The following is a 16938-nucleotide window of genomic DNA, read 5'->3' as shown; positions in this document are numbered from 1 at the left end:
GAGGCCGCTTCGCGCCCACCGGCGCCGTACCGCCGTCCGTCCCTTTCGCTTGAACGAGAAGTGAGCGTCGTTGTCTGAGCACCACTCCCCTCGGGAGTCCCTGTCCCCGTCCGCCCCGGCCACCGTCGCCGTGTTCGCGTCCCCCACGAGTTGGATCGAGTCCGCCGCTCTGGACCAGTGTCGGCGGGTCGCCGCCCTCGACGGCATGATCCACGTTGCCGGCATGCCGGACCTGCACCCGGGCAAGGGCGCCCCGATCGGCGCGGCCATGGCGTCGACAGTCCTGTACCCGTTCCTGGTGGGCTCCGACATCGGTTGCGGTATCGCGGTGTTCCCCATTCGACTCCGGCGCGTCGTACCCGAGCGGCTGGCTGCCCGGTTCCCCGACCTCGACCGCGCGCTCGACCCCGAGCGGGACGCCGACGACCCGGCCTGGGCCGTCGTCCCGGGGGACGTTCCCGCCGGCCATCTGGACGGTCTCGGCACGGTCGGCCGCGGCAACCACTTCGTCGAGCTGGCACGCGTCGACACCGTCTTCGCGCCGGACCACGCGCAGCGGCTCGGGCTGAGCACCGGGGACCTCGTCCTCGTGGTGCACAGCGGCTCGCGGGGCCTGGGCGAGCGGATCCTGCGGACGCACACCGAGGCGCACGGGGCGGGCCCCGCCGCGGACCCGGCCGACTACCTGGCCCGGCACGACGAGGCGGTGCGCTGGGGCTCGCTCAACCGACGGCTGCTGGCCGCCCGCGTCGCGTACGCCCTGGGGGCCGAGCCGACCGAGCCGGTGGTCGACCAGTGCCACAACCTGGTCGAGGTGCGCGACGGCGTCTACCTGCACCGCAAGGGGGCGGCGCCCGGTGACGGCCGCGACGTGCTCGTGGCCGGCACGCGGGGTACCGCGTCGTATCTCGTGGCCGCCCATTCGGGGGCGGACGCCAACCACTCGGTGGCGCACGGCGCGGGCCGCAAGATGTCCCGCGCCGACGCGCTGCGCCGGGGCCGGGCCAAGCACACGGTCGATGAGCTGCGGCGTACGCCTGTGGGTTCCCTGGTGGTCTGCGGCGACCGCCAGTTGCTCTTCGAGGAGGCGCCCACGGCGTACAAGCGGATCGAGCAGGTGATCGGCGACCTCGTCGAGCACCGTCTCGCCACGCCGGTGGCCACCACGATCCCCCTGGTCACCTACAAGACGCCGGACGTGGGAACCGCGCCCCGGTCGTCGGAACGGCGCGACAGGCGCCACGGGCGGGGACGGTCGTGAGCGCGCAGCTGCTGCTGTCCGCCGGCCGTGGCCCACGGGAGTGCGCCTGGGCGCTCGGGCAGCTCCTGGACCGCCTGGAGGACGACGCCACCCGGCGCGGAGTGACGGTCCAGCGGGTCGACCTGGTGCCCGGTGACCGGCCCGGCACCTACCGGTCGGCGCTGATCGGGATGTCCGGCGTCGACGCCGAGGCGTTCGCCGCCTCGTGGACGGGCACACTGTGCTGGCAGGCGCCCAGCCCCTACCGGACGAGCGCCGGTCGGAAGAACTGGTACGTGACCGCTCAACCGCCGCCGAGCGACGCGCCGCCGACGACGTTCGCCGAGGCCGACGTCGACATCGTCGGGTGCCGCACCGGCGGTCCCGGCGGCCAGCACCGCAACAAGGCCAGCACGGCGGTACGCGCCACCCACCGCCCCTCGGGCCTCGTCGTGGTGGTGGACGACGAACGACAGTTCAGTCTCAACCGGCGCATCGCCCTGCACCTGCTGCGGCAGCGTGTCGAGAGCGGCGACGAGGAGGCCCGACGCGCGGTCACCACCGCCCGCTGGCGCATCCACGACGACCTGGTGCGGGGCGACCCGATCCGCACCGAACGCCCGGCGCCCGCGCCGAGCCGGCGGCGGGGCGGACGCCCGACCTCCGGCCGCTGAGGGCGGACGTCCCGGCGCGGCGGCTCCGCGCCAGGGGCGGCTCAGACCTCCAGGACCGCGTCGGCGAACGCGCGGGGCGCCTCCTGGGGCAGGTTGTGCCCGATGCCGCCGCCGACGGTCCGGTGCTCGTACCGGCCGGCGAACTGCTTGCCGTAGACGCTGGGATCGAGGTGGGGCGCGCCGTTGGCGTCCCCCTCCAGGCTGATGCTGGGCACCGTGATCGTCGGCTTGCCGGCAAGGCGCTTCTCCACCTCGTCGTACTGCGGTTCGCCCTCGGCGAGCGCCAACCGCCAGCGATAGTTGTGGATCACGACGTCGACGTGGTCGGGGTTGTCGAAAGCGGCGGCGCTGCGCTCGAAGGTCGCGTCGTCGAACGTCCACCGTGGCGACGCGGTCTGCCAGATCAGCCGGGCGAAGTCGCGGCGGTTCCTGTCGTACCCCTGCCGGCCGCGCTCGGTGGCGAAGTAGTACTGGTACCACCAGGAGAACTCGGCCTTCGGCGGCAGCGGCGTCCGGCCCGATTCCTGCCCGTCGATCAGATAACCGCTCACCGACACCAGACCCCGGCAGCGCTCCGGCCACAGGGCGGCCACGACATCGGCCGTACGCGCGCCCCAGTCGAACCCGGCCAGCTTCGCGCTGTCGATGCCCAGGGCGTCCATGAGTGCGACGAGGTCGAGCCCCAGGGCCGCCGGTTCGCCGTTGCGCACGGTGTCGTCGGACCGGAACCGCGTCGTGCCGAAACCCCGCAGGTACGGGACGACGACCCGGTGGCCGGCGTCGGTGAGCAACGGTACGACGTCGGCGAAGCTGTGGATGTCGTACGGCCAGCCGTGCAGGAGGATCACCGGAGCGCCGTCGGCCGGGCCGGCGTCCACGTATCCGACGTTCAGGACCCCGGCGTCGATCTGTCGCACGTCCTCGAACACTGCCATGGGACCGGCCCTCTTCTTCGCCTGATTTCCGCTGCCGACAGGTGGCCGGAGACCACCGGCCCAGCCCCAAATTCTCAGGGACCCGCGGGCCGCCCGACAGCGGGTTGCGCAAGAACGGCAGGGCTGTCGCGCGAATGGCTAGAATGCGTCCCCGAACAGGACACTCGCCGTGCGGGCGCGACACTGGTCGTAGGGTGATGGCATGGCTGAGCGATCCCTGACCCTGATGGCGGTGCACGCCCACCCCGACGACGAGGCGACGAGCACCGGCGGCGTCCTTGCCCGGTACGCCGCCGAAGGTGTCACCACGGTCCTCGTGACCTGCACCGACGGGCGGTGCGGCGACGGCCCCGGCGGGGTCAAGCCCGGCGAGCCCGGCCACGACCCGGCCGCCGTCGTGGAGATGCGTCAGAACGAGCTGGAGGCCAGCTGCGCGACGTTGAAGGTCACCCACCTGGAGACGCTCGGCTACGGCGACTCCGGGATGATGGGGTGGTCGACGAACGACCAGCCCGGCTCCTTCTGGACGACGCCGGTGGCCGAGGCCGCGGACCGGCTCGCCGACCTGATCCGCCGCTACCAGCCGGACGTCATCGTCACCTACGACGAGAACGGCTTCTACGGCCACCCGGACCACATCCAGGCGCACCGCATCACCATGGCCGCCGTCGCGCAGACCGACGTCGCCGCGAAGGTCTACTGGACCACCGTGCCGCGGACGGCGTTCACGGAGTTCGGCCGGATCATGAAGGAGCTCGGCGTCGAGTGGGCCGATCCGGACCCGTCGTCGGACGTGCCCGAGCTGGGCCTGCCCGACGACGAGATCACCACCTGGGTCGACACGCGGAGCTACGGCGCGCAGAAGTTCGAGGCGCTGGCCGCGCACGCCAGCCAGACCGAGAACATCTTCTTCCTTCAGCTCGGCCAGGAGCGGTTCACCGAGCTGATGGGCACGGAGACCTTCGTCCGGGTGCGGGACACGACCGACGCGCCGGTGCCCGAGGACGACCTCTTCGCCGGCCTGCGCTGACGCGTACCCACGCCCGGCGGCGGGGCCCGCTACCGTTGCCGGGTGCGGGTGGTGGTGGCGGAAGACCTGGTGTTGTTGCGGGACGGGTTGATCCGGCTGTTGGAGGCCCACGGCTTCGAGGTCGTCGCCGCCGTGGGCAGCGGTCCGGATCTGCTGCGGGAGCTCGTCACGCGGCGTCCCGACGTGGCAGTGGTCGACGTGCGGCTGCCGCCGACGTACACCGACGAGGGTCTGCGGGCCGCGCTCGCGGCGCGGGCCGAGGTGCCGGGGCTGCCGGTGCTGGTGCTCTCCCAGTACGTGGAGCGGCTGTACGCGCGGGAGCTGCTCGCCGACGGCCACGGCGGGATCGGCTACCTGCTCAAGGACCGGGTGTCCGACCTCGGCGAGTTCGTGGCCGCGGTCCGCCGGGTGGCCGCCGGCGGCACCGCGCTCGACCCGACGGTGGTGGCGAAGCTGCTCGACAGCCGGACCCGGGTGCTGCCCCTGGACCGGTTGACCCCCCGCGAGCGGGAGGTGCTCGGGCAGATGGCGCAGGGCCGGTCCAACGCGGCGATCGGCGCGGCCCTGTTCATCACGGAGAAGGCCGTCGCGAAGCACACCAACAGCATCTTCGCCAAGCTCGGGCTGCAGTCGTCCGAGGACGACAACAGGCGTGTCCTCGCCGTCCTCGCCTACCTCGACGCATAGGGGTACTGGTACCACCGCGGGAGGGGTTCCAGGCTCCTCGAAACGCGTCTCGTCAGCGACGAGCCTGAGGACATGACCGCAACCACAAGCACGAGGGCCCTCCACGCGGGCCCCGTTCCCCGGGCCGACCGTGCCCTCGCCCCCGACCTCGCCCGCGGCGCCATGCTGCTCTTCATCGCGCTCGCGAACGCCGCGAACGCCGCGTTCGCCGGCCAGCCCGGCCTGGACGGCACGCCGCACGGCGCGCAGCGCGTCGTCAACGCCGTCCTGGCGATGTTCGTCGACAGCCGCGCCTACCCGGTCTTCGCCGTGATGTTCGGGTACGGCCTCGTGCAGATCGCCCGACGGCAGGGCGACCGCGCACGGCGGATCCTGTTGCGACGCAACGCCGCTCTGATCGTCTTCGGCCTGTTCCACGCGGCGCTGCTGTACTTCGGGGACTTCCTCGGCGCGTACGGCATCGTCGGTATCGTCGCCACCCTGCTGTTGCTGCGTCGCGGCGACCGGTTCCACCGCGTCGTGCTCTGGCTGTGGGGCTTCCAGACCGCGTACGCCGGGGTCCTGGCGGTGACCGCGCTCGTCGGCGCGCGCGGCGGCGACGCCGTCCTCACCAACACGCCGAACCCGTCGCTCGCCGCCTCGTCGTACGGCCAGTCCGTCCTCGACCGTCTCGCCGAGTGGCCGGTGCACACGGCCACCGTGCTCCCGTTCATCGTCATCGTGTGGTTGGGCATCTGGGCGGCCCGGCGTCGCATCCTGGAGAACCCCGCCGCACACCGCACGCTGCTGCGCCGCGTCGCCGTGGGCTGCCTCGGCATCTCCGTCGTCGGCGCGGTCCCCTACACGCTCATCGCCGCTGGCGCCGTGCACGTCGACGCCGCTACGGTCGAGGCCATGGCACTCGTCCACGCGGTGAGCGGCGAGTACGGAGGGCCGGGCTACGTGGCGTTGTTCGGCCTGCTGGCACTGCGCCTCGACCGCGCCCGCCGCGGCCGCGCCCTGCTCGCCCCGGTGGTCGCGCTCGGGCAACGGTCGCTGAGCGGATACCTGTTGCAGTCCGCGGTGTGGCTGGTGCTGTTCGCGCCGTTCGCGCTGCACCTGGAGGGCACGTACGCCGCCGCCGGCGCGGCGGTCGTCACCTGGCTGGTCTCGCTGGCCGCCGCCTGGGCTCTGAGCGTCACCGGTCACCGGGGGCCGGCGGAGACGCTGCTGCGACGCGTCACCTACCGCGCCACCCGCCGATGACCGCCACCACCCGCAGGACCGTGGCCGGGACGCTCTGCGTCGCGGCCACGGTCGCGTGGCTGGTCACCGGCCGCGGCGTGTTCTGGCCCCGGTGGGTGTACTTCGGCGTCGGCATCGTCCTGCTCGGCCGGCTCCTGCTGCGGCGGGCCCTGCGGGTGCCACCGGGCCGGCGTCTCTGGCTCGCCCTCGACGCCGCTGCCTGCACCCTGATCGGGTGCGCCGACCTCACCGTCTGGGTGCTCACCGGCGGCGGCTACTTCTGGCCGTTCTGGACGCTGCTCGGCATGGCGACGATCGTGGGACTGCACGCCTGGGTGGTCAGCCGCCCTCCCGGCGCCCGGGAGCGGGAGCTCACCGACCGGATCGCCACGCTGACCCGGTCCCGCCGCAGCGCCGTGGACCAGCAGGCGGCCGAGCTGAAACGGATCGAACGTGACCTGCACGACGGGGCCCAGGCCCGCCTGGTGTCCCTGGCGCTGACCCTCGGCCTGGCCGGTGAGCTGCTGCGCCGCGACGTCGACGGTGCCGCGCAACTGCTGGCGGAGGCCCGCGCCACGGCGACCGCCGCCCTCGGCGACATTCGCACCGTCACCCAGAGCATCCACCCGGCGGTCCTCGCCGACCGCGGCCTCGGTGACGCCATCCGCGCCCTGGCGCTCGACCTCGCGGTGCCCGTCACCGTCGCCGGCGACCCGCCCGCGCAGCTCCCACCGGCGGTGCAGACGGCGGCGTACTTCGCCGTGGCCGAAACCCTTGCCAACGTGGCGAAACACAGCGGTGCCACCGCGGCGAGCGTGACCTTCGACGACGGGGCCGGCGACCTGCTACGGATCCACGTCGACGACAACGGCTGCGGTGGCGCCGACCCGGGCCGCGGTACCGGCCTGCGCGGCATCATGGGTCGACTCGACGCCATCGACGCCCGCCTGACGCTGGACAGCCCGGTCGGCGGCCCGACCCGGGCCACGGTCACGATCCCGATCGAGCCAGGATGACCCGCAGACGTTCGACACCGGCCACCGCAGTGCTCGTCAGGAGGTCGCGGCCGACTGCCCGCTGCGGCTGTCCGGCCGTACGCCCTGGCCGGGGCGGCTGGTAAGCACCCGGGGGCCGACCTCGGTGACCGCCACCGTGTGCTCCGAGTGGGCCGAGCGCGAGCCGTCCGCGGACCGGATCGTCCACCCGTCCTGGTCAAACTTGATCTTGCCGGTGCTGCGGCACAACCACGGCTCGATCGCGAGCGTCAGGCCGGGCTTGAGCGTCATGCCCCGCCCGGGCCGGCCGTCGTTGGGCACGTGTGGGGCCTCGTGCATGGTCCGACCGATCCCGTGCCCGCCGAACTCGTCGTTCACCTGGTAGCCGTATCGGTGGGCGACCTCGCCGATGGCGGCGGAGATGTCGCCGAGCTGGTTGCCCGGCCGCGCGGCGTCGATGCCGGCCGCCAGCGCGACCTCGGTGGCCTCGATCAGCTTCAGGTCGGCCGGGCTGGGGGTGCCGACGATGACGGACAGCGCGGAGTCGGCGGCCCAGCCGTCGATCCCGACCGCCATGTCGATGCTCAGCAGGTCACCGTCGCGCAGGACGTAGTCGTGCGGCAGACCGTGCAGCACGGCGTCGTTGACCGAGAGGCACAGGACGTTGCGGAACGGGCCGCGACCGAACGACGGCGTGTAGTCCCAGTAGCAGGACTCGGCGCCCCGCTCCTCGATCCGGCGGCGGGCGTGGTGCTCCAGGTCCAGCAGGTTGACCCCGACGGCCGCCACCGCACGCAGCTCGGCCAGCAGCTCGCCGACGAACTGGCCGGTCACGGCCATTCGATCGACCTCTGCGGCGGTCTTCAGCTCGATCACGATCAACCCTTCCCTCTCTGGTCCGGTATATTTATACCACGTCGGGCGGAGGGGTCGGCGGGTCGACATTGCCGGCCCGTGCGGGCGCATCTATCCTGCTCACATGGTTCGCCCACCCCTCACGCCGGAGCAGATCGCCGCTGGGCAACGCCTCGGGGCGGCGCTTCGGGTCGCACGGGGCGGCCGCAGTCTCGTCGAGGTGGCCCTGGCGGCCGGCATGTCGCCGGAGACGCTGCGCAAGATCGAGGTGGGCCGGCTTCCGGCGCCCGCGTTCGGCACCGTGGTGTGCCTCAGCGAGGTCCTCGGTGTCGCGCTCAGCGACCTGGCCGAGGTGTGGCTTGCCGACTCGCGCGTCCGCGAGGCGTCCTGAGCGCCCGGTCGACGACCGCTGGGCAGCCGGAGCCCCGTATCTCTCCGTTCCCGAAGATCCGGAGTGCCACCCGAGCGGGCCGACCAGTGCGCGCCAGGACGGGGCAGCAGGACCGCTCGCCGCTCGGTGCGATCACCGCCGCCGACGGCCGCTGACGCCGGGGTGACCACTCCCCTGCCGGATCTGCGCCGCCGTCCCGGCCGAACCACGCAAGGCCGCTTCCTCCACTGAGGACTGTCGGATATCCGCGATCGCCGTCGCCGGCCCGGGTGGAGGATGTCGGACGTCGATCTCGTCGCTAAGGTCCACCGTGACAAACGCCTACCGGGGAAGGCGGTGATCGATGCGTTGCGTCACCTGTGGGGCCGACACCGATGCGGCCCTCCCCACCTGCCAACGGTGCGGTTCGGCCCTGCCCGACGCGGCCACCGTGCCGCAGGAGCAGCCTCCGCCCGGCGCGGTCCCGGTCGCGACCCAGCCGCCCGGCGCGGCACCCCTCGCGACCGCACCGACGGTCACGCCGCCTCTCACGACGGAACTCCCGGAACCATCGCCACTCCCGGGAGCGTCGCCCGTCGTCGGCGAGGCCACAGGCGCGCCGTCGCGGCCGGGCGTGCCTCCCCCGCTGTGGGACCTGCTGGTGTGCGCGCTGCTGTTCGCCGGCTGGGTGCTGGTGCTGCTGCTCGTCGCGCTCGCCCGGGGCGCCGAGGAGCCGTCCGAGGTCCCGGGTCGACTGGTCCTGTGGCACTACGTGCTCGCCGCGCTCGCCATCGTCATCTACCTGTTGACGGCCGTCCGCGGCGTACCCGAGTCACCCGGCTACCTGTGGGCGCGAGCCGCCAGTGGCGACGGCCGTGACGGTGACCTGCGGCGAGGGCTCCAGCTCCTGGTGCCCACGGTGGTGGTGACAGTCGCGGTGGCGCTCGTCGCGGGCATGACCGTGCCGCTGTCCGCCGCCGTCTCCGACGCGACGTCCACCTCGGCGACCCCGACCGCCGACGAGAGGACGTTCACCGAGACGCCGCCGACGCCCGAGCCGGTCCCGACGACGGCGTCCGGTGTGGCGACGCCGACGGCGAGCGACGATCCGGACACGCGGCGGCGTGCGCAGGCCGAGGCGGTGGACGCGCTGCTGTCGGAGTCGACCGCCTCGCGCGGCGACCTGGCCACCGCCATCGCCGCAGTGGGAGAGTGCCGCGACCTGAACCGCTCGCTCGCCCTGCTGGACGGCGTCACGCGGCAACGCCGCACCCAGCGTGACCAGGCCGGAGCACTGACCGTCGACGCGCTCGACGACGGCACGGCGATGCGGTCCCACCTGGTCTCCGCCTTCACGTACGCCGGGGACGCCGACGCGGCGTACGCCGCCTGGACGCGACACTCCATCAGCTCCGGCTGCTCACTCGACGCCAACTGGCGGCGGGGCAACCAGCTCTCCGAGCAGTCCCAGAAGGCCAAGAACGAATTTCTGCGCCGGTGGAACCCGATCGCCGTCTCGTGCGGGTTGCCCACCCGCACCAGCAAGGAAATCTAGGGAGCCGGGAGATGACGACGTGACGGTGACCGAGGCGTCGCAGACCGAGCACTTCGACTTCCCGTCGTACCAGGTGCCGCCGCGGCTGTCCGACACCACACGGCGCCTCTGCGGCGCGGCCTACCTCGACCAGTCGTACGCCGACACGGTGATCAGGGAGGTGATCGAGGACGAGCGGCGTGCCGTCGCGCTCTCGTTCGGCTTCGACCTCAACGCGGTCGTCCGGCACTGCTTCCGGGCACGGCACCGCTACCTGGTCCGCGACGCCATCCTGTTCGGCCTGCTCGTCATCGGTGTGGTGACCTCGCTCAGCGCCACCGCCGGTTGGCTGGTGCTCGGATTCACCGTGCTGCTGGCGCGCTCCCGGGAAGCGCGCAGGATGTCCCTGCCCGTTCGCTTCCTGGTGTTCGGAACGCTGATCACCATCGTGCTGTGCAGTGGCGGCCTGGCGCTCGTGCTGCCCCTGTTCAGTCTGTCCGACGGCCTCGAGTTCCTCGTCGGCCCACTGCTGGGGACCGGCCCCGATCTCAGTGCGGACGCGCTCGTCGACACGCTGCGGTCCAGGATGACGGCCGGGCTCTTCGGCGTCGTGGCCTGGATGCCCCTCCTCCTCGGCGCCGCCACGCTGGCCGTCCTCGTCCGGTTCGAGCGGGCCACCCACCAGATCCTGACCGACGAGCTGCGCCCCGGCATCCCACCGGTCCTGCCGACCCTGCCCAACGAACGGGTGGCCCGCCGGCTCGACCTGGTGGCCCGCGCCCAGTACGGCAACATCACCGTCCAGGAGGACGAGCCCTTCCTGGGCTGCGGCGCGCCGGAACACGGCTGGTCGTACGCCATCGCGGTGCAGCCCGCCGTCGGTCGGGCCCCCGGCACGGATGCCCCGCCGATCGACCAGGCGGAGCTGGGGCCGGCGCTGACCGCGCACGTCCGGGCCGCGATCCGGCGGATGCGGGAGGATCCGCTGCCCCGCGCCGTCCGGGTGCCGGGGCTCTCCCTGATGCCGCACATCGTCGCCGACGGCGTACGCCGGCAGGGTGACCCGCTGCTCGACCCGGCGACCGGGATGCCACGCAGCCGCGCCTCGGAAGAGGTGATCGACGTGATCGTCCGGCATCCGCAGGGCGGGCTGCGCTACTACGACCGGATCGTGGTCAGCGGCGCCGGCAAGCCGCTGCACACCGCCGACGGGCGGCTCGTGCTGCCCGAGCAGGACCTCGGCATCGACATCTCCGCGTTCGTGCACGCCGCCGTCGAGGGTGGGTTGCTCTACGTCGAGTTCGTCACCACCGTGATGTACCCCATCAAGGCCCGGTACGCGCTTGTCGACCGGCTGCGTCCCGAGCAGTCGACGGTCCGGATCGCGCGTGGCGTGCTGGCGAACATGGTGACCGACTCGGTGCTCAGCGGCTGGCACCTGGTCAGGCGACTGCGGCACGAGCGGGGCATGAAGACCCGGATGGACGACGCGCTCGCCGCGAGCGAGCAGTTCCGGACGCACGACTACGGCGCCCGGGTCAGTGTGCGTCAACTCGTCGCCGAGCCGGCCGCGGTCAAGCACCTGCAACTGCTCGACGAGTGGAAGTACACCAAGCTCCTGGAGCGGGCCGTGCTGGATGCGGTCGTCTCGTTCCTGACCGAACGCGGTCTGGACACCGGCGATCTGGTGCAGCGCGCGGCCCAGGTGCAGAACATCTTCGGCAACGTGAACAACATCTTCGGCGGTCAGCAGGCGATGTCCAGCTCCAACGTCTCCTTCGAGCAGCACAACTAGGAGGTCCCGGTGACAGACCCCGACCAGCCGCCCCGGTCGATCGTGTTCCACAACACGATCCTCGGTGGGCAGCAGGCGATGGCCAGCGACAACGCCGTCTTCGTCCAGTACAACGGGACGAACGACCTCGCCGAGCGGCTCGACGCGCTGCTGCGCACCCTGAAGGAGCACGTCGCCGACTTCGAGGACCCGGACCGCGCCGGCCGCGAGGTGGCCGCGATCGAGGCGGCCCGCGAGCAACGGCAGCCGGACCGCAGGCCGGTGCTGACGTCGTTGGAGACGCTCGCGGCGCTGGCCACGGTGGGTGGAACGCTTGCGGACGCGATCCGCGGCGCCATCGACCTCGTCTCCCAGCACTGGCCACTCTGACCGGTACCGTGAGCAGAGCCGGCTGGCCTTCGGGCACACGGTCGGTGCGAGGCACTGCCGGGAGGTGGCACACCATGAGCGACGGATCACTCGACATGGATCCCGAGGCTCTCCTCCACATCGCCTTCGGCGTCGACACCGTCGCGCACCGGCTCGGTGCGGTCGAACCCCCCGCCGTCGACGAGAATCCGCCGGCGTCCATCGTGGCCTGGCTCGACGAGTTGCCCCGACTCGCCGGTGAGCTGCACCAGGTCGCCGACGTCATCCGTACCGTCGCGGGTTCGGTCTCCGTCACCGAGGGCGAGATATGGGCCCGATTCGCTCGCGGTGGCGACGAATGACGACAGACGGCACGGCGGCCCTTCCCTACTCGCGGTTGGTGGCCGCGCCACCTCCGGGCCACGTCGACCAGGGCGAGCGGTGGAGGCAGGCCGCGCAGGCGGTCGGCGAGGCCGCCGACGAACTCCGCCGGCTGCATCGCCTGCTCCCCGGCCATTGGCAGGCCGGTTCCGGCCAGCAGGAGGCCGACGAGGTCCTTCGCCGTCTGGTCCGCCAACTCGACGAGGCGTACGACGCCTACACCCGGATCGCCGCCGCGGTGGCGGGCAGGGAGCACGACCTCGCACAGGCGCGTCGGCTCGCCCGGGAGGCGGTCGCCGAAGCGCGCCTCGCCGGGCTCGTGGTCACCCCGGCCGGGGAGGTCGTGCCGCCGTCGGGTTCGGTGACCCCGCCGATGGCGGTACGCGCGACCGCGGGCCGGCTGACCGCCCGGATCGTCGAGGCGACGACGCGGGCGGAGGCGGCCGAGCAGCGCGTGGCAGAGGAACTCGCCGGTCTTCCACTGCCGCACCCCCGGTGAGTCTGCCCGGTGGTCAGCCCGGATCGACCCACGCCGTCTGGATGAGCTGCTGGCCGTCGCGGCGGCGCACGAGCGTGCCCCGCCCCGCAGGCTGCCGGCTCGGCCGCAGATTGCCCAGGACGGCGCCCTCCTCCCGGTTGCCGGACATCAGCAGCCCTGGCGCGTCGAGTTCGCGCAGGCGTTGCAGGACCGGCTCGTAGAGCGCCCGGGAGACGCCGCCGGCCCGGCGCGCGACGATCAGGTGCAGGCCGATGTCACTGGCCTGGGGCAGCAGTTCGAGAAGAGCGCTGACCGGGTTGCTGCCGCCGGAGGCGACCAGGTCGTAGTCGTCGATCAGGATGTAGAGGTCCGGACCCACCCACCAGCTCCGGTCACGCAACTGCGCGGTGGTCACCTCGGGACCGGGCAGACGATTCTGCAGTGCGCCGCGGATGGACATCACGCTCTGGCTGAACACCTGGTTCGACGCGACGTAGTCGAGCAGGTGCTCCCCCTCCACCGCGCCCAGCAGACTCCGTCGGTAGTCGGCGATCACCAGTCGGGCCTGCGTCGGCGTGTACCGCTCGACGATGCCCTGGGCGATCAGCCGCAACAGGTTGCTCTTGCCGCACTCGGCGTCCCCGAAGACGGTCAGGTGCGGTTCGACGGCGAAGTCGAGGTGGACCGGCGCCAGCGCGGACTCGTTGACCCCGATCGGCAGGCCGGGTGTGGCGCGGTCGACGACCTTGGCCAGCTCGGCAACGGTCAGCTTCTTCGGCAGCAGACGGACCTTCGGAGCCGGAGGACCCGGCCAGCTCGCCGCCACCTGCCGGGCCAGCGTCACCGACGCCTCGCTCAGGTCGTCGGTGTCGTGCAGACCGTCGATGCGGGACAGCGCGGTGAGGAAGTGCAGCTTGTCGCGCGTCAGACCGCGACCGGGCGAGCCGACCGGGACGTTCTGCGCGGCCCGCCGGTCGATCTCCGACTCGGCCGCGTCGCCGAGCCGCAGCTCCAGTTTGGTGCCGAGGAGATCCCGCATCGTGATCCGGACCTCCGCCCAGCGCACGGCGGTGACGACCAGATGGATGCCGAAACCCAGCCCTCGGCTGGCCAGGTTGGTGATGGTCTGTTCCAGCTCCTCGTAGTCCTGGCGCAGGGTGTTCCAGCCGTCGACGACCAGGAAGACGTCGCCGAACGGGTCGTCGGGAAACTCGCCGGCCGCCCGCCGACGCCGGTAGTCGGCCATCGAGTCGACGCCCTGCCGCGCGAACCGGGTCTCCCGGTCGTCGAGGGCGGCGACCACCTCGGCCACCGTCCGGCGGACCTTCTCGGTGTCCCGACGAACTGCCACCCCCGCCACGTGGGGCAGCTCCTCCAGGCTGCGCAGCGCGCCACCGCCGAAGTCCAGGCAGAAGAACTGCACCTCGAGTGGGGTGTGGGTGAGCGCCAGCGAGGCGATCAGCGAGCGCAGCAGGGTGCTCTTGCCGCTGAGCAGGCCACCCACGATCACCACGTTGCCGCCCGATCCGCCGAGGTCCACCATCATCGGGTCGCGGCGCTGCTCGTACGGGCGGTCCACCACGCCCACCGGGACGGCGAGCCGACCCCGGCCCGCCCGGTCCGCGGTGCACAGCCCGAGGCGCGGGTGCACGCTCAGGGGTGGCAGCAGCTCGGCCAGGCTCGGCGGCTCGGCCAGCGGCGGCAGCCAGACCTGGTGCGCCGGAGGGCCCTGGTCGCGGAGTCGCTCCACCACCAGGTCGAGCACCGTCCTGCCGGCGAGTGCCTCCGCCACGTCCGCGCCCACCTCGGCCTCGTCGTGGATCGGCGGTCGTGAGACGTACGCCGCCCGGAAGCGCACCACGGCGGAGCTGCCGGCCTTCAGGTAGCCGTGGCCGGGCGCGTTCGGCAGGTCGTACGCGTACGGCACGCCGAGCACGATCCGGCTCTCCACGGCGGAGAAGGTCCGCAGACCGATCCGGTACGACAGGTGGACGTCCAGGCCGCGCAGCTTGCCCTCCTCCAGGCGCTGCGAGGCCAGCAGCAGGTGCACACCGAGCGACCGACCCAGCCGGCCGATCATCACGAACAGGTCGATGAAGTCCGGCTTGGCGGCCAGCAACTCGCTGAACTCGTCACAAATGATCAACAAGCTCGGCATCGGCGCCAGGGGCTCACCGGCCGCCCGCGCCTTCTCGTACTCGAAGCGGGAGACGTAGTTGCCCGCGGAGCGCAGCAGCTCCTGCCGGCGCACCATCTCGCCGGCCAGCGCGTCGCGCATGCGGTCGACCAGCGGCAACATCTCGGCCAGGTTGGTGATCACCGCGCTGGTGTGCGGCAGCGCGTCCAGCGAGGCGAACGTCGCGCCGCCCTTGAAGTCCACCAGGACGAAGTTCAGCTCCTCCGACGAGTGGCGCGCCGCAAGCGCCGCGACGATCGCGCGCAGCAGCTCGCTCTTGCCGGAGCCGGTCGCGCCGATGACCAGGCCGTGCGGGCCCATCCCTCCCTGGGCGGACTCCTTCAGGTCGAGCAGGACCGGCTGCCCGTCCAGTTCGAATCCGATGGGCACCTGAAGGTGCTGCTGTGGGCCCACGGGCGCGGTGGGACCGTCGAAGGCGGCCAGTGCCCGGTAGTCGGTGAGGCCGAGGACCTTCAGCACCTCGTCGGTGGCCTCCCAGGGGCCAGGACGAGCGCCGTCGCGCGGGGACGCCGACGGCAGACCCCAGGCCTGGGCGATCATGGAGATCATCGGCGTCGCACCGTCGGAGACGACCATGCCGAACTCCACGCTGAGGTCGGGGTCGACCTCGCTGACGGTCAGCTCGGGGAGGGCGATGCGGAAGGTACGCCGCCCCTGGATCGCCCAGCCCGGCATCGACAGGGGCAGCCGGGCCGCATGGTCCGGGTCGACCATCGACTCCTGCGGTTCGGACAGCCGCGTCTCGATCCGCAGCTGCGGGAGTTCTATCAGCTCCTGGGGAATCGAACGCCAACTGCGCTCGACCACGGCGAGATGGAACCCGTACCCCAGCCCCTTGTTCGCCAGCTCGATGACGCGCGCGGTGAAGTCGGGTTGCAGCGCGACGAAGTCCTGCCAACGGTCCACGACGAGGAAGATGTCCGGCTGCGGGCCGGCGTCCAGGCTGCCGCGCCGGGCCCGAAGGCTGGCGGGCGACTCCAGCTCGTGCTCACGGAACAGGCGCTTGCGCCGCAGCACGTCGTTCTCGAGCTGGCCGAGCAGCGTGCCCAGCTCGACCACCTCGTCGTCACCCAGGACCGTCTCGACGTGGGGTAACCGTCGCATCGGCCCGAGCCAGTTGCCACCGGACTCGAGGCAGTGGAACACGACCTCGTCGGCGGAGTGGGTGAGCGCCAGCCCTCCGATGATCGTGCGCAGCAGGGTGGTCTTTCCCGTACCGGGACGCCCGACGATCAGCAGGTGCCCCTCCGACGAGGCGAGATCGAGCGAGACCGGCTCCCCGCTCGGCTGGTCGAGCCGGTGGTTGAGGCCGATCGGCACCTTCAGCGGACCGCGCTGTCGCCACTCGATCGCGCACAGCTTCACGTCGTCCCGGGCCTGCAGCGGGCCCAGCAGATCACCGAGACGCGGGTCGCGCGGGTCACGTGGATCACGCTGGCGGTGCTGACCGTCCCGGGACAACGCGAGGTGCACCTCGCTGCTCGCCCGGCCGAACTGGCACGGCGACTGCTCGGTCGTCCGTTTCGGCAGCTCCAGATGCACGTACTGCCAGAGATCCTCGGGGGTGATCCGACCGCGGCCGGTCAGGTCGGCGGCACCGGTGCTCAGCCCCTCGATGACCGTCTCGGTGAAGGCGGAGCGTTGCCGCGGCGTGGCGGCCGTCGCCGGCTGACCGTCGATGGCGCGCTCGACGGCGTTGGTGGCGGTGATGACGTAGCGGCCGTCGCCGGTCTTCAGCTCCCCGTCGAGGTTGAGATCCGCGGGTGACTTGGCCTGGTCGAAGGCGCCGCTGTAGCAGCAGTCGAGCAGGATGACCGAGCTGGCCGCCTCGGACTCGTCGAGCAGCTCGTGGACGAAGGACGCGGAGATCGACGTCGACGACAGGCAGTCGACCTCGGTGTTGGCCACTGCCAGGTAGAGCCTGCCCCGCTTGCCGCGACGGATCCCGTGCCCCGAGAAGTAGAGCAGGATCAGGTCTTCCGGCCCGGCGCTGCGCAGCATCGTCTCCATCGTGCGCTCCACCGAGCTCTTCGACTCGTTCTCCAGCAGCACGGTGCGGTCGAAGGCACCGATGTTGGCGTCGGCCAGCAGGCTCTGGAGGTCGCGGGCCTCTTCCCGGGGTGCGTAGAGGTCCGCCAACGAGTCGTCGATGTAGCGGTCGTTGGCGATGAGCAGAGCCAGGCGCTGGCCCACCG

General features: G+C 72.2%; 15 protein-coding genes. 12 read left to right on the top strand and 3 right to left on the bottom strand.

The window, feature by feature from the left end; all coding sequences use genetic code 11:
- Window positions 1-70: 70 nt before the first annotated feature.
- Window positions 71-1261, top strand: coding sequence for an RNA ligase RtcB family protein (locus tag MILUP08_RS11025; RefSeq protein ID WP_007457560.1), 1191 nt, complete (start codon window positions 71-73; stop codon window positions 1259-1261).
- The gene (prfH, locus tag MILUP08_RS11020) at window positions 1258-1914 is read left to right on the top strand and encodes a peptide chain release factor H (protein WP_007457558.1); all 657 of its coding nucleotides are present in this window, start codon (window positions 1258-1260) and stop codon (window positions 1912-1914) included. Before MILUP08_RS11025 ends, prfH begins: the two co-directional genes overlap by 4 nt.
- A gap of 41 nt (window positions 1915-1955) precedes the next feature.
- Here prfH and MILUP08_RS11015 read toward each other — a convergent pair whose 3' ends face one another.
- Window positions 1956-2849 carry an alpha/beta fold hydrolase gene (locus MILUP08_RS11015; protein WP_007457556.1) on the bottom strand — a complete coding sequence of 298 codons (894 nt, stop codon included), beginning with the start codon at window positions 2847-2849 and terminating at the stop codon, window positions 1956-1958.
- A 202-nt stretch (window positions 2850-3051) separates the two neighbouring features.
- On the opposite strand from MILUP08_RS11015, the gene MILUP08_RS11010 reads away from it, so the two are divergent.
- The 4 genes from MILUP08_RS11010 (at window position 3052) to MILUP08_RS10995 (ending at window position 6806) form a co-directional block, all read left to right on the top strand.
- Entirely contained in the window at window positions 3052-3879 is an 828-nt protein-coding gene (locus tag MILUP08_RS11010; RefSeq protein WP_007457552.1) for a PIG-L family deacetylase, read from the top strand.
- 42 nt (window positions 3880-3921) lie between these two features.
- Window positions 3922-4566: a response regulator transcription factor gene (locus tag MILUP08_RS11005; RefSeq protein WP_007457550.1), complete on the top strand. Its 645-nt coding sequence runs from the start codon at window positions 3922-3924 to the stop codon at window positions 4564-4566.
- A gap of 72 nt (window positions 4567-4638) precedes the next feature.
- Complete coding sequence (locus MILUP08_RS11000) at window positions 4639-5811, top strand: DUF418 domain-containing protein (RefSeq protein ID WP_007457548.1); 1173 nt, start codon at window positions 4639-4641, stop codon at window positions 5809-5811.
- Complete coding sequence (locus tag MILUP08_RS10995) at window positions 5808-6806, top strand: sensor histidine kinase (protein WP_007457546.1); 999 nt, start codon at window positions 5808-5810, stop codon at window positions 6804-6806. The genes MILUP08_RS11000 and MILUP08_RS10995 overlap by 4 nt, the downstream gene beginning before the upstream one ends.
- 36 nt (window positions 6807-6842) lie before the next feature.
- On the opposite strand, the gene map is transcribed toward MILUP08_RS10995, so the two are convergent.
- Window positions 6843-7661 carry a type I methionyl aminopeptidase gene (map, locus tag MILUP08_RS10990; RefSeq protein ID WP_039907692.1) on the bottom strand — a complete coding sequence of 273 codons (819 nt, stop codon included), beginning with the start codon at window positions 7659-7661 and terminating at the stop codon, window positions 6843-6845.
- A 103-nt stretch (window positions 7662-7764) separates the two neighbouring features.
- On the opposite strand from map, the gene MILUP08_RS10985 reads away from it, so the two are divergent.
- The 6 genes from MILUP08_RS10985 (at window position 7765) to MILUP08_RS10960 (ending at window position 12567) form a co-directional block, all read left to right on the top strand.
- Window positions 7765-8031, top strand: a complete 267-nt coding sequence (locus MILUP08_RS10985) for a helix-turn-helix domain-containing protein (RefSeq protein WP_007457542.1) — start codon at window positions 7765-7767, stop codon at window positions 8029-8031.
- 613 nt (window positions 8032-8644) lie between these two features.
- The gene (locus MILUP08_RS10980; protein ID WP_144056900.1) at window positions 8645-9565 is read left to right on the top strand and encodes a hypothetical protein; all 921 of its coding nucleotides are present in this window, start codon (window positions 8645-8647) and stop codon (window positions 9563-9565) included.
- Window positions 9566-9584: 19 nt separating this feature from the next.
- On the top strand, window positions 9585-11339 hold the full coding sequence (locus MILUP08_RS10975; protein ID WP_007457538.1) for a hypothetical protein: 1755 nt from the start codon (window positions 9585-9587) through the stop codon (window positions 11337-11339).
- Window positions 11340-11348: 9 nt separating this feature from the next.
- A complete protein-coding gene (locus MILUP08_RS10970; RefSeq protein ID WP_007457536.1) occupies window positions 11349-11708 on the top strand; it encodes a hypothetical protein in 360 nt (119 codons plus the stop codon).
- A gap of 74 nt (window positions 11709-11782) precedes the next feature.
- Window positions 11783-12049, top strand: a complete 267-nt coding sequence (locus MILUP08_RS10965) for a hypothetical protein (protein ID WP_007457534.1) — start codon at window positions 11783-11785, stop codon at window positions 12047-12049.
- Window positions 12046-12567 carry a hypothetical protein gene (locus tag MILUP08_RS10960; RefSeq protein ID WP_007457532.1) on the top strand — a complete coding sequence of 174 codons (522 nt, stop codon included), beginning with the start codon at window positions 12046-12048 and terminating at the stop codon, window positions 12565-12567. The genes MILUP08_RS10965 and MILUP08_RS10960 overlap by 4 nt, the downstream gene beginning before the upstream one ends.
- Before the next feature lie 13 nt (window positions 12568-12580).
- Here MILUP08_RS10960 and eccCb read toward each other — a convergent pair whose 3' ends face one another.
- On the bottom strand, window positions 12581-16936 hold the full coding sequence (gene eccCb / locus MILUP08_RS34160; RefSeq protein WP_007457531.1) for a type VII secretion protein EccCb: 4356 nt from the start codon (window positions 16934-16936) through the stop codon (window positions 12581-12583).
- Window positions 16937-16938: the final 2 nt, after the last annotated feature.

Origin of the sequence: Micromonospora lupini str. Lupac 08, from assembly GCF_000297395.2 — a bacterium.
Lineage (GTDB): Bacteria > Actinomycetota > Actinomycetes > Mycobacteriales > Micromonosporaceae > Micromonospora > Micromonospora lupini.
This window is presented reverse-complemented; position numbering and strand designations above follow the sequence as displayed.